Source organism: Roseovarius sp. CAU 1744 (genome assembly GCF_039839345.1).
In the GTDB taxonomy this organism is placed as follows: domain Bacteria; phylum Pseudomonadota; class Alphaproteobacteria; order Rhodobacterales; family Rhodobacteraceae; genus Roseovarius.
In genome coordinates, this window is record NZ_JBDOQV010000005.1 from 121,371 (window position 1) to 141,503 (window position 20,133).

The following is a 20,133-nucleotide window of genomic DNA, read 5'->3' on the forward strand; positions in this document are numbered from 1 at the left end:
GTGGACTGCCGTTGTCTTATGAGGTTCGCGCGGCGCTTCGCCGGTCCGCGCAGCGGGGCAGCAGTTCAGGGTTGCCTGTGCAGAACGATGAAATCGCTCATCCAGCGGCCTTCCCTCTCGGACTGCGAGATCAGGCCACGCAATAGCCGCACCGCGGCGGGCGACGTGACCGGCACGATATGGTTCATCCCCTTGCCGTCCGACACCTCCGAGAAATCGACGACCTTGACGTCCAGCCCCTTCACGTTTTCCGGCGAATCCACGACCCCCAGGCGGGGCTTGCGCCCGCTCAGCAAGGCCGACAGCCCCAAAGCCCGGTCCTGCTTGGAGGTGAAGATGATGAAGGGCTGCGGCAGCTTTCCGATCGCCTGTGCCTGACGGCGGAACAGGTCCGGGTCGATATCCGGCGACATCAGCACAACCCCGTTGATCCGGTTCAGCAACCGCCGGTCTCCGCGCAGCACCAGTTGCCGCAACACCTCCATCGTCAGGTGCGATCCGACGGAATGCGCCATCAGGAACACTTTTTCCCGCGGGTCAGCGGTCAGCGCCCGAAGCAGTTTTTCAAGATCGTCGCGGGCAAACAGAACGCTGTCGCGGTCATAGACATAGCCCCGCGGATCGCCAGCCGACGGCCACGAGAACAAGACCGCCGGATCCCGGTTGCTGAAATCCGTCCTGATCTGCGCCAGGCGGTACATCGCCTCGGACAGGGTGTTGTTATAGCCATGGATGAAAACCATCGTTTCCCGTCCCGGGGTCGAGCGCTGTACCTGCTGGGCCATCTGGGTCGCGTCTTGGTAGAGATGCGTGCCGGTCACGACGAAATCCGTTCCGGCGTCGGGCACCCCCCTGGCCCATTCTATCTGCCCGACCTCATGGGTGGGCGGCACCGAGATGTCGACACGGAAATGGTTGGGGGTGACGGGCCGCGGCTCGCCAAAGACCGGCCCGGTGCGATCAAGCGCACGCGTGGTCGATACATAGATCGGCTGAATCTGCGCCTCGGGATGCGGCGGCGCGCGCATGGCCGTATCGCGTTCGGTACAGCCGGACGACAGGACCGCGCAGAGCGCCAGCATGGCCCGCAGAGACCCCTGCCTGAAAGATGTTGAAAAACCCGCCGCCACCATGAAAAAACCTCTTCCGATTTCCCGGAAGAGGCTACTTTGGTTTCAGGTCGTCGCCAAGGGAACTAGGCGGAAGTCAGCATACCTTTTTCCTGCGCCAGCGTGCGCATCCGCTTTTGCAGTTTTTCAAAGGCGCGCACCTCGATCTGGCGGATGCGTTCGCGGCTGACATCATATTCGGCGCTCAGGTCTTCCAGCGTGATCGTTTGGTCGCTCAGGCGCCGTTGGGTCAGGATGTCCTTTTCGCGGTCATTCAGCACATCCATCGCCTCTGCCAGCAATTCGCGGCGCGCTTCCAGTTCGTCACGCTCCTCGTAGTCGCTGGCCTGGTCGGCGTCTTCGTCCTCCAGCCAGTCCTGCCATTGCATCGTCCCCTCGCCGTCCGAGCCGACCTGCGCGTTCAGCGAGGCATCGCCACCGGACATCCGGCGGTTCATGCTCACCACCTCGTCCTCGGTCACGCCCAGGTCATTGGCGATCTGCTTGACGTTGTCGGGGTGCAGGTCGCCATCCTCCAGCGCGCCGATCTTGGCCTTGGCCTTGCGCAGGTTGAAGAACAGCTTTTTCTGGGCGCTGGTCGTGCCCAGTTTCACCAGGCTCCAGGACCGCAGGATATATTCCTGGATGCTGGCCCGGATCCACCACATGGCGTAGGTCGCCAGACGGAAGCCCTTTTCCGGGTCGAAACGTTTCACCGCCTGCATCAGGCCAACATTGGCCTCGGAAATCACCTCGGCCTGCGGCAGGCCATAGCCACGGTAGCCCATGGCGATCTTGGCCGCCAGACGCAGGTGGCTTGTCACCATCTTATGTGCGGCCTCGGTGTCTTCTTTCTCGACCCAGGCCTTGGCTAGCATGTATTCCTCTTCCGGCTCCAGCAGCGGGAATTTGCGGATCTCCTGCATATACCTGTTCAGACCGCCCTCGGGCGTCGGCGCCGGCAGGTTCTTGTAGTTACTCATGCCTCTCACGTCCCTCCTAATGTTTAGGGTGTTAACATTAATTTAGGGTTGCCATATGCCTCGTTCAAGGCACGTGAACTGAATAGTTTAATAAATTATGAATGCACAGTTGGTAAAATGCGAGGGGGACCTCTGCATTTTCACACAACTGTGCGAAACGTTTCAGCGCCCAAGCGCGTCGATCAGCGCCAGCATGTCTGCTGGCATGGGTGCTTCGAACCGCAATTTCTCTTTTGAAACGGGGTGTTCAAACCCCAGCACCGCGGCATGTAGCGCCTGTCGCGGAAACTGGCGCGCCGCCTCGACCCCGCTTTCGCCAAGCGATCTTGTCGCCAGTTTACGCCGGCCGCCATAGACCGGATCCCCGATAAGCCCGTGCCCCGCATGGGCCATATGCACCCGGATCTGATGGGTACGCCCGGTTTCCAGCCAGCATTCGACCAATGCCGCCACGGCGGGTTGGCCAAACCGTTCGACGATCCGGGCCCGCGTGACCGCGTGGCGCCCGCCTTCGAAGATCACCGCCTGTTTCTGCCGGTCAGTCTTGTGGCGGGCCAGCTGGGTGGTGATGCGCAGGATGTTGCCGGGCTCGAAGCTGACCCCCCTGATGCCCCGCAGCCTGGGATCACTGGCGTCCGGCACCCCGTAAACCACCGCGCGATAGTAGCGCTCGACGCTGTGCGCCTCGAACTGCGCCGCCAGGCCGTGATGCGCCTGATCTGATTTAGCAACGACCAGCAAACCACTGGTATCTTTGTCTATTCGATGAACGATCCCGGGGCGCTTATGCCCGCCGACACCCGACAGCGCCCCCCCGAAATGATGCAGCAAGGCGTTCACCAGCGTCCCCCCCGGCGTCCCTGGCGCGGGATGCACCACCATGCCGACGGGCTTGTTGATCACAATCAGGTCGTCATCCTCGAAAACCACGTCCAGGGGGATGTCCTCGGGGCCGATATGGCTCTCGGCGGCGTCGGGGACGGTTATTTCGATGGCATCCCCTTCGGCGACCTTCGCCTTGGGGTCACGCAGCATTGCGCCGTTCACCGTCACCTGACCATCCGCGATCAACCGCCCCAACCGCGTGCGCGACAGGTTGGCCGCCTCTGGCACATCCCGCGAAAGCGCCTTATCAAGGCGCCCAGGCGGATCGGCGGCGATCCGGAACCTCAGCGGTGTGGAGCCCATGAAGAACAGTCCTGAAACGCAACCGGTCGATCCGGCGCTGGTAAAATATCTGCGCATCCTCGTCACGGTCCTGACCGTCACGATGATTCTGGGCTTCATAGTGATCGTGGTTCTGTTTGTCACCCGGTTCTCGGCCGCTTTCAAACCAGACCTGCCCGACACGATCACCCTGCCCGATGGCAGCACGCCCACGGCCTTTACCCGCGGCGATGGCTGGTATGCGGTCGTGACCGGTGATGACAAGATCCTGATCTTCAACGAGGAAACAGGCGAATTGCGCCAAACGATCGCGATCGAAAACTAAAACAGGGTAAGGATGGTACCGCCTCCCCGGCTTGAACGGGGGACCTCTGGATCCACAATCCAGCGCTCTAACCAACTGAGCTAAGGCGGCACTGTCCGGCGATGTAACTTTAGCTGCGCGCGAATGCAAGCCTCTAGCGATGCAAAACACCGGCAAAATCGGAATTCGTGACCTCTGCCGGTCGCTTGCCAAGACCGGTCAAAAACAGTACCTGAGCATCGGACAAAGGAGGCCGCCATGGGCATCAATTCGGAAAGCGACATCGAAGCCAACCTGCAGATCGGCCCGACCGACCAGGGCATGGTCCGCCTTTACATCGAAGCGAAAGATATTGAAATCCCGATGGATTTCTCGCCCGAAGAGGCCGAGGAAATCGCCGCCGAGATCATCGCCGCCGCCAAGATCGCGGGCGGGCGCAAATCATAGCACCGGATCGCGCAACCCCTGCAGCCGCACGGCCGCGTGGCGGGCGAATCTGCGGGTCAGCGCCGCGCGGCGCGCCGCCGCAAGCTTGGTCTCGGGCCCAATGCGGAGGATTTCGGCGTTATAGGCATCGGCGATGATAAGCCCGGTGCCCTCGGGCAGCAGATCGGTCGGGAAATCCTCGTCCACGGCCCAGAAATAGCGGTCGCACCAGTCCAGATAGCCCTGCCATTTGCCGTCCGAGACGTAATCCGCCCGGCTCGACTTGCATTCGATCACCCAGATCTCACCCTTGGGGCCAAGCGCCATGATATCGACGCGCTTGCCGCGTTCAGGCGTGAATTCTTCAATCGAAACAAAATCATACTCCAACAGGTGCCGGCATACTCCACGGGCCAGCAGCTGCCCCGGCATCAGGGTTTTGTCGTGCAGATCGTCCATCCGGCGATTATGAACAAAAGATGAACATTTGCAACCCCTTGCCGTGGCGCCAACGACATACTAGGTAGGGGTTTGGCGGGTTCTGCGCCTCACGTGAATGGTTGCATTCCGGTGGCCTTAAGCAATTCCGAGGGAGCTGGCTCTGTCCGGGCCGTGGTCCGGTTACCCGGCGCCCACCTGTAAATACAGGTCCTCGGGAATGAGATAACCCCACGGTCCGCGCGGTCCCGCCACCCCCGCCGCCCTCAAGGTATGGACGACAGGCGAAGGCCGACAGATTGACGGTTGTTCAGTCAGGACTTGCGCAGGAAATCCCCGCTCCGACGCGGTTCGGCATAGATCGGTACCGGCGATGGTTCAGCGCGCATCACACGGCGTCTGTGTCCGCCGCGCGGCTCGTCATCGTCATCATCCTTCATCCGCATGACCGCGATGGCAAACTGGACCCCGGCAAAGACGATCCCGTTGGCAACCCAGAGGATCAGAACGGCCAGCCACCCCTTGTCGGAATGCGCGACCAGATGCCCGAGATTGGCGATGTTGAACCACAGCAGCAGGCCCACAAACAGCGCCGCAAGGGCGAATCCGATAGCGACATTCGTGATATACAGTCGGATGAGCTTGGGCATGGGCGACTCACTTTGGCTGACGCGCGGACCTTATCACAGCACCGCGTGTTCTCAACCCTCTGTGCAGGAACCCGCGCATCGTCACATTGGGGCCCGATAGCGGCGGCCATGCAGGCGGACCGGGACCGCCCCGACCAAGGGTGCGATTCGAGACATACGGGATGCCACGCGCCAGTACAGCCCCGGCGCACCGCCAAGACGACAAAAAATGATCCATTTCCGTGCTGCCGCGTATCAGGTAGAATATCGACAAACCCGCCAGCTCGTGGTGCGGTCCATGGCCGCGTCCCGATCACGCCCCGGACGCAGGAGAAACGGCCCGATGAGTTCCGCCGAAGAGATCGAAGACCTGATCGGAAAAGTCTCGCTGGGTGACAGGCGGGCTTTCGATCAGCTGTACAACCTGACCAATGCGAAACTTTTTGGGGTTTGCCTTCGTGTATTGAATAATAGGGCCAGCGCCGAAGATGTCTTGCAAGAGACGTATATGAAGGTCTGGCGCTATGCAGAAAGATACGCAAGAGGCGGAACAAGTCCGATGACCTGGCTCATCACGATCGCGCGGAACACCGCCATCGACAAGCTGCGCGCACATCGCGACAGCGAGGATATTGATGGCATGTCCGAAACGCTGGCGGGCGCGGGCCCGACGCCGGAACAGGTGGCCGTGGCCACGGGCGAGGCCGGGCGTATCACCGATTGCATGAAAGAGTTGGAAGAACCGCGTGACAAGGCCGTGCGCGGCGCCTACCTGGAAGGGCTCAGCTATGCCGAGCTGGCCGAGAAGCTCAACGTGCCCCTCAACACGATCAGAACCTGGCTGCGCCGCAGCCTGATCAGCCTGCGGGAGTGCATGGAACGATGACCGACATGCCACCGCCCGATCGCGATGATGACAGCCTGCTGGCCGCCGAATACGTCCTGCGCCTGCTGACACCCGCAGAGAAACGCGCCTTCGAGGCCCGTTTCGCGGCCGAGCCCGCGCTTCTGGACGAAATCGACGCCTGGTCAGAGCGGCTCTCGGGCATGAATGCCGAATTTTCCGAGGAAACCCCGCGCGCCGAGGTCAAGGATGCCCTCATGGCCCGCCTGTTTGGCGAAGCGACCCCTGCCCCCGGCTTCTGGCAACGTTTGGGCCTCTGGCAGGGGCTCAGCTTTGCCTCGCTGTTGCTGGCCGGTTTCTTTGCCTGGCAGAACATTCAGACCGCACCGACCGAGGCTCCGGGCCGCGGTCCGCTCTACGTCTCCGAGATCGCGGCGGAGGACCAGTCGCTGCGGGTGCTGGCCGTTTATGACAGCGACGCGGGCGAATTGCAGATCAACCGTACCGCCGGCCAGGCCGCAACCGGTCGTGCGCTGGAACTCTGGGCGATTGCCGAAGGCGCTGCACCGGTTTCACTGGGCGTTCTGCCCGATACGCAAACCGCCGGGGTGCCCCTGCCCGAGGAATTCCATGCCGGGGTGGCGGATCTGACGCTGGCGATCTCGGATGAACCCCCGGGCGGTTCACCCACCGGGCAACCCACCGGTGCGGTGCTCGCCGTGGGCAGGGTGACGGAACTTTAGCGCAGACCGACGGCAACGTGACCGCGCCCGTGCAGGCGCGGGAAGCGTTCGCATTTTTGTTGCGCGTAATTCGCCGGTGCGACAGGTGTTATGCTACCGTCGCTCAACTGCGCCGTGCCTGCTGATCGCAAACCGGAGGTCGGCGGCCGTTTGGACTGGGCCGCTTTCCGGGGATCAGCCCAGTTCAAGGCTGACCACGGCAAAATTTTCGTGGCGGGGTGCAGAGAATGGGCCGCGATACATTCGCGCGGTCCTGAACCCGGCAGTCAGACCATAGCTTTCGCAAACCGAGCTGAGGGCGGTTGACGTTGCCGGCACGTCGAGGGTTATCGGACCTTCCGTCAAACTGGCCGAATGCGCGATCAGCCGCTGCGCGACAGCAGCGTCATCCGCGACCAGCGGTCCTATTTTGGTACCGCTACGGCACGCTCGGATCGTACAGAACCCGTTCAGCCCGCCATCCCCCATGCTTACAAGGGTGGTGCGATGGCGGTGCTGTGTGAACCAGGCACTGAGATACCTCGGTTTCGCGACACCGGAGGCTTCGGCCTCCTGTCCGACCAACACGGGTATGTCGGCCGCTGTGGCCAGGCGAATACCGGGGTCGGCGCGACCAGAGATCGCCCCGCTAAACCGCGTGGTCCCGCCCGCATGGGCAAAACCGGAAGCGACGTAATTTTGCTGTTGCGCTTCGACGCCGTCCAAACCGACGGTCCGGTTGCCCGCATGGCTCATGGCATGTTGCCAAAGGGCATACCCGATGCCCTTGCCGCGATGTTCGGGAACGACGAGGTATAGGCCCAGAAAGGCAAAGCTGTCGCTGTGATTGACCACGGAAATGGCGGCGACCGGATGATCCGACCCGTCCACCGCGACAAAGAAGCCCTCTGGATCCGCGGGAAAGAATGCCCTGGCGTCATCAAGCCCGGGATTCCATCCTTCGTCGGCAGCCCAATCCAGGATCACGCGCAGTTCCTGCGGCGTGGCGTTGCGAAATGTGGTCATCTCTTCAAAGCGTCCTTCAACGATACGGGGCCCTGGTCCCGTTCCCTCAGGTCCAGCTGTGACAAGACATCCAGAAGATGCCCTTTCATCAGGTCTTCGGCCTTGTCTCCGTCGCCCGTGCGCAGGGCCTCGACCAGGGCGTGATGCGCGTTGCTTTCGCAAAGCGCGTTGCGGCGCCGCCAGTAGAGCGCAATCACGAGCGAGGAACGCGATACCAGCTGACGCAGGAACTGTTCGATCGTCTTCTGATCTGCGATACGGGCAATCGCCACGTGAAAATCGCCGGACAGTTTGAGGGCAAGGCCCGCCTCTTCGCGGTCCAATGCAGAATGTTCCTCGGCCATGTGGTGTTCCAGTTCCGCGATGTCCCGTGCGGTGGCGCGCTCTGCTGCGGCGCGTGTGGTCTGCGGCTCCAGCAGCGCGCGGGCCTCGAATACTTCGCGGGCTTCCTTGGGCGTCGGTTTGGCAACGAACGCGCCGCGGTTGCGCTGGATCGTGACAAGGCCCCCGTGTTCCATCCGGCGCAGCGCATCGCGCACAAGCGTGCGGCTGACCCCGAATATCTCGCCAACCTCGTCTTCACGCAGCTTGGTGCCCGGCTGGACACGGTGTTCGTGTACGGCCTCGGTCAATTGCGCGACGATCTGTTCCACGCTGGTGATCGGGGACTCGGAAACGGTAGCCATGATTCTTTCCTAACCCAGAGCGATGTAAGACATGTCTCGCAAGATTGATGACATAATCAACTGATATTGTATACAAACATTGCTCACTTTTTACACACTTCTTGGTACATCTGCACAAATTCCGGAAACACACCGGTCCGGCCAGAGGCCACAAGACGAATTCACCTTGGTACTGCCAGGCTCCTTCTCACAAGGTTCGCTCAAGTCAGGAGTGAACATGAGCAAGAAACTCGACCTGGAATTCGTGAACTTGACGAAACGCTATGGCGATGCAGTCGCGGTGGATGGCATTTCGCATCACTTCGGCTCGGGCACCTATGCCTGTCTGTTGGGCCCGTCGGGCTGCGGCAAATCATCAACGCTGCGCATGATTGCGGGCCATGAAACCGTCAGTGACGGATCCATCCTGCTCAGTGGTCGCGACATTTCACATCTGCCACCTGCAAAGCGCGGCACCGCGATGATGTTCCAGAACTACGCGCTGTTTCCGCACCTTAACGTGCTGCACAACGTTGCTTTCAGCCTCAGGATGCGCGGCGTCGACGCCGATGAGCGCAAGGCGCGCGCAGCCGAGATGTTGGAACTGGTGGACATGCAGCCGCTGTCTGACCGGCTTCCCGCGCAACTCTCGGGCGGGCAACAGCAACGGGCCGCACTGGCCCGCGCGCTGATCACAAAACCCGATGTCCTGCTGCTTGATGAGCCGCTCTCGGCGCTCGATCCGTTCCTGCGCGTCAAAATGCGGGTAGAGCTCAGGAAACTGCAGCGCGAGCTTGGCATCACCTTCATTCACGTAACCCACGGCCAGGACGAGGCATTGGCGCTGGCCGACGAAATCGTCGTGATGAACGATGCCAAAATCGAACAGGCCGGGAAAACCCGCGCGGTTTTCGATGCGCCGAAGACCGCTTTCGTGGCCCGGTTCCTCGGCTCGCATAACGTTGTTTCAATGCCGGAAGGCACGCTGGCCATTCGCAGCGATGCATTGCAGGTCAAGGCGAAGGACGCGGCGAAACTGCCCGGCACGATCACCAGTATCGAATACCAGGGCACGCATGTCGCCCTCACCGCCGCCATTCCCGGCGAGCAAGAGGTGACGGCCCTGCTGTCGGACAAGGATTTCTTCGAAAACCCGAAGGATGTGGGAGAGGCAATTGGCCTCGACTGGGAGGCCGGGGCGGCACACGCCCTGGCCGGTTAACAAAAGCTTCAAAAAACGAGGACACTGCAATGACGACTATTTCAAAGATACGATATTCGCGTCGTTCCATGCTCAAAGCAGGTGGCGCGGCGGTGGCGGCCGCCGCGCTTCCGGCTCCAATGGTCTGGGGACAAGAGACGAAAAACATCATCTTGCGCCAGTTTGGCACCGGGGTGTCCAATCTCAACGAGGTGGCGACCAAAGTCAAAGAGGACCTCGGTTTCACCCTCGAGATGACCGCGCTTGATTCCGACAGCGTGACACAGCGCGCAGCGACGCAGCCGGACAGCTTTGACATCGCGGATATCGAGTACTGGATCTGCAAGAAGGTCTGGCCAACCGGCAACCTTCAGGCCATGGACACCACAAAAATCGCGAACTACGACAAGATCGTTGGCATTTTCCGCGACGGCAAACTTACCCCTGAAAGCACGATCGCCCAGGGCACCGCGCCCCACACCGTGGGCTTTACCAGCGGCGTTGACGGCACCGAGTTCGTGACCGAGGAATCCGGCTGGATGACCCTCATCCCGACGATCTATAACGCGGACACTCTGGGTATTCGCCCCGATCTCATCGGCCGCCCGATCAACAACTGGTCCGAGCTGCTGAACCCCGAGTTCAAGGGCAAGGCATCCATCCTCGATATCTCGTCCATCGGGATCATGGACATGGCAATGGTCGTGGAATCGATGGGGGAATACACCTATCCCGACAAGGGCAACATGACGAAGGAAGAGATCGACATGACCCTCGGTATCTTCACCGAGGCAAAAAAGAACGGTCAGTTCCGCGCCTTCTGGAAATCCTTCGACGAATCCGTGAACCTGATGGCCTCGGGCGAAGTGGTGATTCAGTCCATGTGGTCGCCGGCGATCTCCGCCGTGCGCAGCCAGGGCATCCCCTGTGTCTACCAGCCGCTCGAAGAAGGCTATCGCTCGTGGGGCGGCGGTATCGGCCTCTCGGCCTCGCTTTCGGACATGGAGCTTGATGCCGCCTATGACTACATCAACTGGTATCTCTCCGGCTGGGTCGGCGGCTTCCTGATGCGTCAGGGCTACTATTCCGCGGTGCCGGAAACATCCAGGAACTTCATGAGCGCCGATGAATGGGGATTCTGGTTCGAAGGCAAGGCCGCCGAAGGCGACATCACCAACCCGTTCGGTGACGTGATGGAAAAGGCGGGCGCGGTGCGCGATGGCGGCTCGTTCTACGACCGCATGGGCTCGGTTGCCTGCTGGAATGCCGTCATGGACGAAAACCAGTACATGGTCCGCAAATGGAACGAATTCATCGCGGCGTGATCTCTCGTCGGAGGGCTTCGGCCCTCCGCGGTTCCTTCCAACGACAAACCTTCGAGGCCCCCTTGCGGAACAACTCTGGTACAGGCTGGCTCCTGGCAGCGCCGCTGTCATTCGTGCTCCTGGTCTTCCTCGTGGCCCCTGTCGCGATGATCGTCGTCGTGAGCTTCTGGGGGGCGACCGAATGGTCGATATACCCGGCCTTTCAATTCGACAATTACGCCTTCCTGTTCACCTCGGACGTGACCTATCGCGTGTTCCTGAACACGTTCAAATACGCCGCGATCACCTGGGTCTGCACGCTTCTGATCGGCTTCACGGTGGCCTATTACCTCGCCTTTCACATCCGCACGCAGACATGGCAGATCGCGCTCTTTCTCTTGTGCACGATCCCGTTTCTGACCTCGAATATCATCCGCATGATTTCGTGGATCCCCTTCCTGGGCCGCAACGGGCTGGCCAATTCCGCGCTGGTGTCCTGGGGCGTGATCGACGCGCCGCTCGAATGGCTGCTGTTCAGTGACTTCAGTGTCATTCTGGCCTTCGTGCATCTGTACACGCTGTTCATGGTGGTGCCGGTCTTCAACACGATGATGCGCATCGACAAATCCCTCATCGAAGCGGCGACGGACGCGGGCGCCACCGGCTGGCAGACATTGCGTTACGTGATCGTTCCGCTCACCAAACCGGGCATCATGATCGGCACGATTTTCGTGGTCGCCCTGGTGATGGGGGATTTCATCACCGTGCGCTTCATGTCCGGCAGCCAGTCATCCAATGTCGGGCGCATGATCCAGAACGATATCGGCCTGCTGCAATACCCATCGGCCTCGGCCACCGCTGTTGTCCTGCTGATCACTGTTCTGATTTTCATCGGCACGCTCTTGCGACTTGTCGACATCCGCAAGGAGCTTTGAGATGGAAACCCGGCCCCGGTCCTTCTACGTGCTCACCGTATTCTTCGTGCTGTTTCTGGCCTTCCTCTATGGCCCGACGGTCACCATTGGCATCCTGTCATTCCAGGGGCCCGGCGGGGGGCTCACCTTCCCGATGCGCGGCACCTCGCTGCATTGGTTCCGCGATCTGTTCCAACAGCAGGCCGTCGGCGACATCTGGGGCTCGTTCTCACGTTCCTTCACGTTGGGGGTCATGGTCATGGTCACAACCGTCGTGGTCTCGGTCATGGGCGGCCTGGCCTTTCGCAAACGTTTCGCCGGTTCAACGCTGCTCTTCTACCTTGTCATTACCTCTCTGGTGATTCCCTCCATTTTGATCTCGCTCGGCGTGGGATTGATCTGGTCGCAATCCGGTCTGCCCGTGCATTGGTCGACCTCGGGTTTTGGCGCACAACTCACCTGGACCTTGCCTTTCGGCCTGTTGATCATGTTCGCGGTCTTCAACCGGTTCGACAGCTCTTACGAGGAAGCCGCGCGTGATCTGGGTGCGAGTTCGTGGCAGGTGATCCGGCATGTCGTGCTGCCAATTGTTGCGCCATCGCTGATTGGCGTTGCGCTTTTCGGCTTTACCCTCAGCTATGACGAATTCGCCCGCACCCTTTTGACATCCGGCAGCTACAACACGCTGCCGCTCGAAATTTTCGGCATGACGACCAATGTGACCACGCCGGTGCTGTTTGCCTTGGGCACCCTGACCACGATGTTTTCGCTAAGTGTCATCGTGCTGTTCCTGCTGGTGGTGTGGCTGCTGAACCGGCGTCGGGCCAGGATGGGGTCCGATGCCGGCAAGGGGATGGTGTGATGGGCGTCATCATCATCAACCCCAACAGCACCGAATCGATGACCGAGGCGATGGTATCGGCAGCCCGGAACGCGGCCCCGGATCTGCAATTCGACGGATGGACATCCGTGGATGGCCCTGCCTCCATTCAGGGCGCCCAAGACGGCGCGGCGGCAACCCCGCATCTGCTGAGGCTCGTCCGGCGCGCATCCGACTGCGGGGCCGAGGGCATTATCATCGGTTGCTTTGACGATACCGCGCTGAAAGAGGCGTCAAGCCTTGTGGATTGCCCGGTTGTTGGCCTTGGCCAGGCTTCTTATCACTATGCCGCGCTCAAGGGCTGGAAATTCAGCGTCGTGACAACCCTTGCCGCGTCCGTGCCCGTACTTGAAGCAAATGTCAGAAACCTTGGTTTCAGGGACAATCTTGCACGGGTTCGCGCCTCTGATGTGCCCGTCCTGGCGCTCGAGGAAAACCCGGCGCTATCTGGCGAGGCGATCAAGCAAGAAGCGCTGCAGGCGGAGGAAAACGACGACATCGGCGCCGTTATCCTGGGCTGCGCCGGGATGGTGCAGGTCGTGGAGGATGTTCAGAACGCACTGACGATCGAAGCGATAGATCCGGTCACTTGTACGGCGCGTTGCATGTCTTGGTTGGTGTAGCGGCGGGATTACCGCACCGCTGACCGCATTGTCGGCCAGGCCCTCCAACACAGCGATCAAATCACGGCAGCGGATTGCTGTCATTGCATCTTCGGGATGGTGAACAGCTGCCGCGGGTTTCTGGGCATCTGCATTTTCCAGGCCAGACGGGTTGCGTCCGCAAAGCCCGCAAGAAACATGCGCACACACCACATCACAACCGCTCGACAGGGTCTGGCTCGGCCGCCCCGTGCCTCCCACATTCATGGGGAAAGGAGACCCCCCATGGCGTTTCAGGAAAACCAGCCAATGCAGCGCACGGAATCGCCTCTCCCGATCACACAGCGGGTCATTTATTGGCGTTTTACGGACTGGGCCGCAATCTGATGCCGCGACCGGAGGTCTCCGCGCATCAGCGGCGCGCCGGCGCCTAGCTCATTGCGTAGCTGGCCACTGCCATCGCGCGCTCGTCGCGGGATCTCTGGTGGGTCAGTTTCAGGCGCGGTTTGGGTTCTACCATAAGGGGCCGCAGGGCGCGCTGATGCTCTCGCCACACAGAACTCTCCACCGCGGCAACCTCCCGCAGGGATCTGCCCGATCGCGCGCTGCGGGTCACGTCCTGCAACGGCGCCACCTCGGGCAAGGTGTCATTCAGCAGTCTTTTGTATTCATCCCGCAACTTGGGAATCTCGGCGCTCGGCGCCTTTCTTCTCTTCAACCACATCCCGTCATCCCCTTGGTTGAGCAAGCACTACCTGAAGTGGCATAAAACCGCCCATAGGGGGAAGGAAATCCAGAGCCTCCAAAAAGGTGGCGACATTAATATTTTGTCAACAAATTGTTTCTAATGGGTTTTGCACGATTCGTGACGTTACGTCACTTTGTTAACCACTTTCCTGCTGCTTTCTACCATAAGGTGACAAAGACCAAGATGTGGATTGATTGTTTACAGGACGGAAACAATCTAGGCGCGAATCAGCCGATTTGACTCTCGCCACCTTTTTCGCTTGCCGCCTGAGCCACCGTGAAGAGAACGTTCAAGCGCACTGCATCGGAGCGGGACCGTGATTGTGGCCGCTCCCTGCGCCTCAGACTTCGGCTACTACCTCACCCTTCATCTCACCAGTCATCCGGATCAGATCCTCGGAATGAACCTTGGCGCGGACAGCCTCAATGGCGGCCTCGGCAGTGTCACGGGTGACCTTGTCAGGCCATTCGGTGATGGCGGCGGTTGTGCGGTCGCTGGTGCGCACGATTTTCACGCTGCTCGCCCCCAGTTCCCTGAGCGCGGGAAGGCGTTTGTCACGGATATTGCGCATGGTGGCATCGTAATCAGTGCCGTCGCCAACCTCCCAGGTCGTGATCGTCACATAGGGCATTGATCCCTCCCCTTCTATCTAGGAATGCGGAAAGTATATCCGATTCTTGCGTCTTTTCGTATCGTCCTTGCCGCGGGCCGTCGCTCTGCCCTGCCAGATGCTCGCCGGAGCGGCCGATAAAAAAAGGCCCACTGCCAAGGCAGCGGGCCCGTCGAAATTCGGATCGTCAGGTGATCAGGCTTTTTTCCGCAGCCTGCGCGCGACGCCAAATCCACCCAATCCGGCAAGAAGGAAGCCGAAGGAAGCCGGCAGCGGCACTACGCCACCATCGCCGCCATTTCTCTCGTAGGCAATCCGCAGGTCGAGACCGTGGCATTTGCCAACGTACCACTTGCAGAACCAGCCGCCTTTCTGACGATATTTCTCCGTATCACCCCAAAGCGCGATGTAGTTCTTCGCACCGTCGGTTGCATAGCCGTTCGGTTCCTGGCCAGCGGTGTAGGTTGCGTCGTCAAAGATAAAATCCAGGACCTTCCCGGCCCATTTTCCGCTTGTGAACGAGAAAGAAATGTTGCCGAAAAGCCCGTTTGTACGCGTCAGCGAGTCGAACAGCGAACCCGTTGCGGTGAACGCGGAAACCGAACCGTCGCTCCGATACTTGATGGAGCCCTGGAAACTGATGTCGCCGGTAACGGTATCGAACGTGCCACCGGTGATCGCGTTTTCAACGTCGGCAGGAACCTTACCGCTCATGCGGGATTTGTTCTGATAGTGGATCATCGAAGAGCTGAAGCCGCCGCTTTCAAAGCTGAGTATCTCGGTCAAATCCAGCACTGCGGCGCTGGTACTCGACGCAAAAAGGCCAGCAGACAAAACTGCAGCCGAAAACAGATGTTTAATCTTCATGGTTACCTCTTTTTACTCATCAACCTGATTGTCGTATTAGCATAATATTGCCTCAAAAAAACCCCAAATTGGCAGAATATCGCCACAAAACACCAAAAACACGCCGGGGTTGAAGATTACGCTTGCTCTGGCGCGTGCCGGTTTACGAATCGGCATCAATAGCGAAGCTGCAGCAGGATTGTTTTCCAGGTATCCCAACGCCTCGATTTTTTCGCGAATCCTTCCCGAGGCCTAACTCTCAGCGGTCCCCTGATTCTAAAAATGACACCTTTTCAACGCATTAAACATGCCCTGCCAAGTTCGCGCTTTCCTCCATGAGGAAACGCGCATTCGAAACTTTCATTTGCGGCAGGCACCTTCCGGCGCAGGTGTTGCGCGAAGGCAACCCTTGGCAGCCTTCACCCGTTTTTGATTTTATTGGGCCATATTCGCCTCATATATCGAACTGATACGATCAAGGGGAACCGATCCGATGATGAAACGCCGCCATTTCCTTGCCAGCGGTCTTGCTGCCGCAACGCTGCCCGCCTCTGCCCGCGCCTTCGAGGTTGCGCCGAAGTTCAAGCCACAAGAGGTGCGCATCAGCAACCAATATGCGCCAGGGCAGCTTCTGATCCTGCCACGCGCGCATTTCCTGTATTTCGTGACCGAACCCAACAAGGCGCTGCGCTATGGCGTGGGCGTCGGCAAGGCGGGTCTGGAATTCACCGGAACCGCCACCATCGACGTCAAGAAGAAATGGCCGACCTGGCGCCCCACCAACGAGATGATCGAGCGCGAGCCCCACACCTATTCCGAGTTCGTGGACAATGATTACGTGCAGCCCGGCGGGCCGGGCAACCCGCTGGGTTCGCGGGCGCTCTACCTGTTCCAGAACGGGCGCGACACGTATTTCCGCATTCACGGCACCACCGCCCCCCGCTCGATCGGACGATCGGTGTCCAACGGCTGTATCCGGATGATCAACGAACACGTGCAAGACCTTTATGAACGGGTGCCGATCGGTACGGTCGTCACGGTTCTCTGATCCGCCCGCAATCAACCGGGCTACTTTCACGCTGTGCGCCGACGTGGCGTCAGGCTGTCAATTGCGGTATTCCGGACTTGGCAGCCTTTTTAGCTTTTATGAGCCATTTTCCGCCCTGCCTTCCCTGCTGGTTCGGCCAGTAATGGCCCATTTGGGCGAAAATCTGACTCCATACTCTCCCTATACGTGAAGTGGCATAAGATCGCCGCGGTTCGCGCGCGATGGTCCCGAGTCGCATTTTCTACTCGGACGCGGCGAGCTGCAATTTTTTTGAATCCAGTCACTTTATTCGGAGGAAACAGTTATGCCAGATGGCGAACTCACAACGACCAACAAGATACCCTGCTGCCCGGAAATCTCGACGGACCCGTGTTGCGAAAGCCTGACCGTTACCTACCGCCTGACGTATAATCTGGGCGCCGCCCAGGTCGAAGTCAGCATCGTGGCCGAGCTTGAACGCTGCCCCGGTCCGATGGCGCTTGGCGACGTGATCTACTCGACCACGCTGCTGCCGGGCGAAAAGGTCCGGCTCTACACCGCCAACCGGAACAGCAGGTTTACCTATGACAGTGAAAGCGAGGTCAGCTACCGGCACGAGCAGACTTCGGAGGAAACCTACTACATGAAGTCGATGGACCGCTACATGTCTGACCTCACGGTCACCGACAGCGGATCGGCGCAGTCGCAGTCGCATTCCGATTTCGAGACCGATGTCGATGGCTCCTATGCCTCGATCGGCTTTGCCGGTGGTGGCAGCGTGAATGTCGAGGGCGAATTCAATGCCAACAGCTCGTCTTCGTTCCTGCGCGAGCTGTCGCGGCACGCATCCGCCTCGCATGACCGCTCGGTGCAGGCGACCCGCGCGGCCAATTCCACCCAGATCGGCGAGGTGCAGAGCCGCACCCATGCGGAAGGTGAAAGCGAAAGCGCCTACGAGGCATCGACCCGGACCATCGAGAACAAGAACGAGTGTCACGCGGTCACCTATTTCGCCTACCAGCTGGTCAAGCGGCAGATCCTGCGCTTCCGCATCAAGTCGATCCTGCGCCGGGTGGTGGACGCGGCCGCCGGATCGGTTGTCGATGCCCGTCCCGTGCGCCCGGCCACGGGGGTCAAGGTATTGCCCAACGGCATGCTGGCGACGCAGACCGCCCGCGCCGAAGTGCAGGCGGTGGGCCGCGCCTCGGCCCTGGCGCAACGCGCCAATATCACCGCCGGTGTCGGTGGCGCGACCCTTGGCACGGCCGCCGGGTTCAACGCCAACCTGACCGCCGTTGCGGCCCGCTCGCCGCTTGTGGCCAATGCCAAGCCCCTTGCGCCCGACGTGCATGACAAGGTGCTCAAGGAGGTCGATGCCGATCTGGTCAAGCAAGGTATCCTCGCCAAGGCCGGATCGAACGAGGTCGGGCGGCAACTGGCGGCCGAACTGGAATTCGAGAGGGTCTACTGCCTGCCGACCCAGGGCGTCGTGGTCAAGGGCTGCCTGGACGATTGCAACACCTGCGAGGATTCGCGGCGGCTGGCGATCGAGCTGGATAACGCCCGAAAGAGTCTGGAGAACAAGCTTCTGGAGAAACAGATCGAACTGCTGGATAAAAGCCAGGAGTATCGCTGCTGTCCGGTGGGCGAAGCGGAAACCGACTCGGAGGAGGATGACGGCTGAGCGCCGCCATCCCCGTCTTTGGATCCTGGTCCGGGGCGCGTCTATGCGCCCCGGACGCCATGTGGCGACGTTTAATCGCCCAGGTACGGCTAAATCATTAATTCCCCTTGAATTATTCTGCGGTCCTGCGCATATCACCCCTGCGACGTTACCACTATCGACTACCTGCTCCTGCTCACGGCTCAGTCACTCGATCTTGCACTGACTAGCCGGGTTGCCGCACTCACGCGGGCAGCAAAAACACTAGGAGACTACGGTATGGCTAATGGCACCGTAAAATGGTTCAACGCAACGAAAGGCTACGGCTTCATCGCGCCCGAGGGTGGCGGCAAGGACGTGTTCGTTCACATTTCCGCCGTTGAACGCGCCGGTCTGACCGGCCTCGCCGACGACCAGAAAGTGACCTTCGACGTTGAAGCCGGCCGCGACGGCCGTGAATCGGCGGCGAATATCGCACTGGCGTAAGCCGCTTTACTGCAAAAGCTGAAATGGGGCCTCCTCGCGGGGCCCTTTTTTATTGGACGGCCATCGATTGCAACCGGCAGGGCTTGCGGCCTTTCGATCAGCACTCAAATGGCAGTTCAGAGCCCGGAGCGGGCCTTGCGAGTTTTGCCCCGCGCGGAATCAAGCCCGTAGGGCGCCGCGCGATCGCCAGACCGCCCGCAAGGGCTGGCGATTTCAAGACGCCTGCGCCACGCAACGAGGTTTTCCTGATTTGGCTGCTATAAACTGCACATCACCGACGGCGGGTCGCCACCCCGCGGTCTGGCGATCGCGCGCAGGAACACAACCGAACGGCCATTTCGTCCCGCTCAACTGACATGGCTTCGGTGCTCTCCCCCCTGCGCGGCAACGTTTGGCCAAATCCAGGCCTGGTCGATGCCATCCTCCAGCGACGCAGGGTATCTTGCTACTCAGGCGTTTCTGACACCCGGCGCTGCGCATCGCCGATCAAACTGTCCAGCGCGATCCTGTCGCGTTGGCGGAAGGCAATCAGCAACAGACACGCGGCAAAGGTAATGCTGGTCGGATAGAAGACGTGGGAATTGAATACGATACGATCGACATCATCAATGTACCAGCGATAAGGATCGATGATCGCCCACCAGACGCTGGCGGCGGTAAAACCGTGGATCAACGCCTGCAACGGCAACGCATATTTCCGCCAGAGGCCAATCACGCACAGCACCCCGATCACCAATTGCGCCCCGCCCGCCGCATAACCGAGGACAGCGTTCATCGTGTCGCTCAACTCGACCGACCGCAAGGCAAACGGCGCCTTCGCCTTCACGATCTTGGCCAACCCTGACCAGACCAGCAGGAACCCGGTGGTGACGCGCAGAAGCAGCAGGCTGATCCGCTGCGCAACCTCAGACGTGATGATCCGATCCGCCGTCATGAAACCTCTCCCAGGCGCAATCAACCACTAGATCCCGTGGCACAGATTATCCGTGGGCCGCCAGATGCGCCGCGATGACCTTGTGCAGGCTGTCCGTATCGCTGGGGCCACGGACAATCTGCACCATTTCCCCCGCCCCATCAAACAGCAACAGCGTCACATGCGGCACGCCATATCGCGCGGCAAAGGCACTGCCCTTGGCGGTATTGATATCAGCCACCAGAAATTCCACGGCCTCACCGTCAAATGATTTCAACGCCTTGCGTGCCTGGCGCTGCAATTGCCGGCACAGCGAACAGTTCGGATCGTGCACCTGCACCACCGCTGGTTTTCCCTTGCCGATCTTGGTCAGATCCGCCTCGCAGATGGTCGCCTGAACCGATTGAACGGAAAACACCGTCGCCCCCGCCAGGACCGGCAGGGCGATCGCCGCGTTCCGCGCCAGTCGCAGGAACTTCCTGCGGTTCGCATCGGTCGCATTCCGGGCAAGGGCAGCCGGATCAGATGTGGTCACGCCACGTTTTTGCGGGCGTTTCCTGCGTTGTTTCTTCACGGCTGGTGCCTTCAACTGAGTATCACGAAAATCGCGGTCAGTATCGTAGACG

The 20,133-nt window shown here is 60.3% G+C and carries 24 protein-coding genes and 1 tRNA gene; 12 read left to right on the forward strand and 13 right to left on the reverse strand.

Going from position 1 to position 20,133, the window contains the following annotated elements:
• Positions 1-65: 65 nt before the first annotated feature.
• The 3 genes from AAFO92_RS11475 to AAFO92_RS11485 form a co-directional block, all read right to left on the reverse strand.
• On the reverse strand, positions 66-1,082 hold the full coding sequence (locus tag AAFO92_RS11475) for an alpha/beta fold hydrolase (protein ID WP_347535171.1): 1,017 nt from the start codon (positions 1,080-1,082) through the stop codon (positions 66-68).
• A gap of 113 nt (positions 1,083-1,195) precedes the next feature.
• Positions 1,196-2,092 carry an RNA polymerase sigma factor RpoH gene (gene rpoH / locus AAFO92_RS11480; RefSeq protein ID WP_347535173.1) on the reverse strand — a complete coding sequence of 299 codons (897 nt, stop codon included), beginning with the start codon at positions 2,090-2,092 and terminating at the stop codon, positions 1,196-1,198.
• Between the two features lie 162 nt (positions 2,093-2,254).
• Positions 2,255-3,280: an RluA family pseudouridine synthase gene (locus AAFO92_RS11485; protein ID WP_347535175.1), complete on the reverse strand. Its 1,026-nt coding sequence runs from the start codon at positions 3,278-3,280 to the stop codon at positions 2,255-2,257.
• Between AAFO92_RS11485 and AAFO92_RS11490 the strand changes: the two genes are divergently transcribed.
• A complete protein-coding gene (locus tag AAFO92_RS11490; protein WP_347535177.1) occupies positions 3,279-3,584 on the forward strand; it encodes a DUF6476 family protein in 306 nt (101 codons plus the stop codon). The genes AAFO92_RS11485 and AAFO92_RS11490 overlap by 2 nt on opposite strands.
• A gap of 13 nt (positions 3,585-3,597) precedes the next feature.
• Here the strand turns inward: AAFO92_RS11490 and AAFO92_RS11495 are convergent.
• Positions 3,598-3,674 (reverse strand) — tRNA-His (locus AAFO92_RS11495).
• A gap of 147 nt (positions 3,675-3,821) precedes the next feature.
• On the opposite strand from AAFO92_RS11495, the gene AAFO92_RS11500 reads away from it, so the two are divergent.
• Entirely contained in the window at positions 3,822-4,010 is a 189-nt protein-coding gene (locus AAFO92_RS11500; RefSeq protein ID WP_347535179.1) for a DUF6324 family protein, read from the forward strand.
• Here AAFO92_RS11500 and AAFO92_RS11505 read toward each other — a convergent pair.
• Both AAFO92_RS11505 and AAFO92_RS11510 read right to left on the reverse strand, forming a co-directional pair.
• Entirely contained in the window at positions 4,005-4,448 is a 444-nt protein-coding gene (locus AAFO92_RS11505; protein WP_347535181.1) for an MmcB family DNA repair protein, read from the reverse strand. The genes AAFO92_RS11500 and AAFO92_RS11505 overlap by 6 nt on opposite strands.
• A 293-nt stretch (positions 4,449-4,741) precedes the next feature.
• The gene (locus AAFO92_RS11510; protein ID WP_347535183.1) at positions 4,742-5,077 is read right to left on the reverse strand and encodes a hypothetical protein; all 336 of its coding nucleotides are present in this window, start codon (positions 5,075-5,077) and stop codon (positions 4,742-4,744) included.
• A gap of 322 nt (positions 5,078-5,399) precedes the next feature.
• On the opposite strand from AAFO92_RS11510, the gene AAFO92_RS11515 reads away from it, so the two are divergent.
• Both AAFO92_RS11515 and AAFO92_RS11520 read left to right on the forward strand, forming a co-directional pair.
• Entirely contained in the window at positions 5,400-5,942 is a 543-nt protein-coding gene (locus AAFO92_RS11515; RefSeq protein ID WP_347535185.1) for a sigma-70 family RNA polymerase sigma factor, read from the forward strand.
• A complete protein-coding gene (locus AAFO92_RS11520; protein ID WP_347535187.1) occupies positions 5,939-6,643 on the forward strand; it encodes an anti-sigma factor in 705 nt (234 codons plus the stop codon). The genes AAFO92_RS11515 and AAFO92_RS11520 overlap by 4 nt, the downstream gene beginning before the upstream one ends.
• Positions 6,644-6,817: 174 nt before the next feature.
• On the opposite strand, the gene AAFO92_RS11525 is transcribed toward AAFO92_RS11520, so the two are convergent.
• Complete coding sequence (locus AAFO92_RS11525) at positions 6,818-7,648, reverse strand: GNAT family N-acetyltransferase (protein WP_347535189.1); 831 nt, start codon at positions 7,646-7,648, stop codon at positions 6,818-6,820.
• Positions 7,645-8,334 (reverse strand): GntR family transcriptional regulator, encoded by a 690-nt coding sequence (locus AAFO92_RS11530; RefSeq protein ID WP_347535191.1) that lies wholly within the window; start codon positions 8,332-8,334, stop codon positions 7,645-7,647. The genes AAFO92_RS11525 and AAFO92_RS11530 overlap by 4 nt, the downstream gene beginning before the upstream one ends.
• 217 nt (positions 8,335-8,551) lie before the next feature.
• On the opposite strand from AAFO92_RS11530, the gene AAFO92_RS11535 reads away from it, so the two are divergent.
• The 5 genes from AAFO92_RS11535 to AAFO92_RS11555 all read left to right on the forward strand — a co-directional run bounded on the left by AAFO92_RS11535 (position 8,552) and on the right by AAFO92_RS11555 (position 13,235).
• Positions 8,552-9,535 carry an ABC transporter ATP-binding protein gene (locus AAFO92_RS11535; protein WP_347535193.1) on the forward strand — a complete coding sequence of 328 codons (984 nt, stop codon included), beginning with the start codon at positions 8,552-8,554 and terminating at the stop codon, positions 9,533-9,535.
• A 38-nt stretch (positions 9,536-9,573) separates the two neighbouring features.
• Positions 9,574-10,839 (forward strand): extracellular solute-binding protein, encoded by a 1,266-nt coding sequence (locus AAFO92_RS11540; protein ID WP_347535669.1) that lies wholly within the window; start codon positions 9,574-9,576, stop codon positions 10,837-10,839.
• Positions 10,840-10,901: 62 nt separating this feature from the next.
• Positions 10,902-11,753, forward strand: coding sequence for an ABC transporter permease (locus tag AAFO92_RS11545; RefSeq protein WP_347535195.1), 852 nt, complete (start codon positions 10,902-10,904; stop codon positions 11,751-11,753).
• Position 11,754: 1 nt separating this feature from the next.
• Positions 11,755-12,594 carry an ABC transporter permease gene (locus AAFO92_RS11550; RefSeq protein ID WP_347535197.1) on the forward strand — a complete coding sequence of 280 codons (840 nt, stop codon included), beginning with the start codon at positions 11,755-11,757 and terminating at the stop codon, positions 12,592-12,594.
• Positions 12,594-13,235, forward strand: coding sequence for an aspartate/glutamate racemase family protein (locus AAFO92_RS11555; protein ID WP_347535199.1), 642 nt, complete (start codon positions 12,594-12,596; stop codon positions 13,233-13,235). The genes AAFO92_RS11550 and AAFO92_RS11555 overlap by 1 nt, the downstream gene beginning before the upstream one ends.
• A gap of 409 nt (positions 13,236-13,644) precedes the next feature.
• Here AAFO92_RS11555 and AAFO92_RS11560 read toward each other — a convergent pair whose 3' ends face one another.
• From AAFO92_RS11560 to AAFO92_RS11570, 3 genes are all read right to left on the reverse strand, one after another.
• Positions 13,645-13,938, reverse strand: a complete 294-nt coding sequence (locus AAFO92_RS11560) for a hypothetical protein (protein WP_347535201.1) — start codon at positions 13,936-13,938, stop codon at positions 13,645-13,647.
• A gap of 364 nt (positions 13,939-14,302) precedes the next feature.
• Entirely contained in the window at positions 14,303-14,593 is a 291-nt protein-coding gene (locus tag AAFO92_RS11565; RefSeq protein ID WP_347535203.1) for a hypothetical protein, read from the reverse strand.
• 174 nt (positions 14,594-14,767) lie between these two features.
• Complete coding sequence (locus tag AAFO92_RS11570) at positions 14,768-15,439, reverse strand: VPLPA-CTERM sorting domain-containing protein (protein ID WP_347535205.1); 672 nt, start codon at positions 15,437-15,439, stop codon at positions 14,768-14,770.
• Between the two features lie 472 nt (positions 15,440-15,911).
• Here AAFO92_RS11570 and AAFO92_RS11575 point away from each other — a divergent pair, with 472 nt between their 5' ends.
• From AAFO92_RS11575 to AAFO92_RS11585, 3 genes are all read left to right on the forward strand, one after another.
• On the forward strand, positions 15,912-16,466 hold the full coding sequence (locus AAFO92_RS11575) for a L,D-transpeptidase (protein WP_347535207.1): 555 nt from the start codon (positions 15,912-15,914) through the stop codon (positions 16,464-16,466).
• Between the two features lie 304 nt (positions 16,467-16,770).
• A complete protein-coding gene (locus AAFO92_RS11580; RefSeq protein ID WP_347535209.1) occupies positions 16,771-18,129 on the forward strand; it encodes a hypothetical protein in 1,359 nt (452 codons plus the stop codon).
• A gap of 258 nt (positions 18,130-18,387) precedes the next feature.
• Entirely contained in the window at positions 18,388-18,594 is a 207-nt protein-coding gene (locus AAFO92_RS11585; protein ID WP_347535211.1) for a cold-shock protein, read from the forward strand.
• 445 nt (positions 18,595-19,039) lie between these two features.
• Here AAFO92_RS11585 and AAFO92_RS11590 read toward each other — a convergent pair whose 3' ends face one another.
• Both AAFO92_RS11590 and AAFO92_RS11595 read right to left on the reverse strand, forming a co-directional pair.
• Complete coding sequence (locus AAFO92_RS11590) at positions 19,040-19,528, reverse strand: DoxX family protein (RefSeq protein WP_347535213.1); 489 nt, start codon at positions 19,526-19,528, stop codon at positions 19,040-19,042.
• Positions 19,529-19,574: 46 nt separating this feature from the next.
• Positions 19,575-20,081: a thioredoxin family protein gene (locus AAFO92_RS11595; protein ID WP_347535215.1), complete on the reverse strand. Its 507-nt coding sequence runs from the start codon at positions 20,079-20,081 to the stop codon at positions 19,575-19,577.
• Positions 20,082-20,133 lie beyond the last annotated feature (52 nt).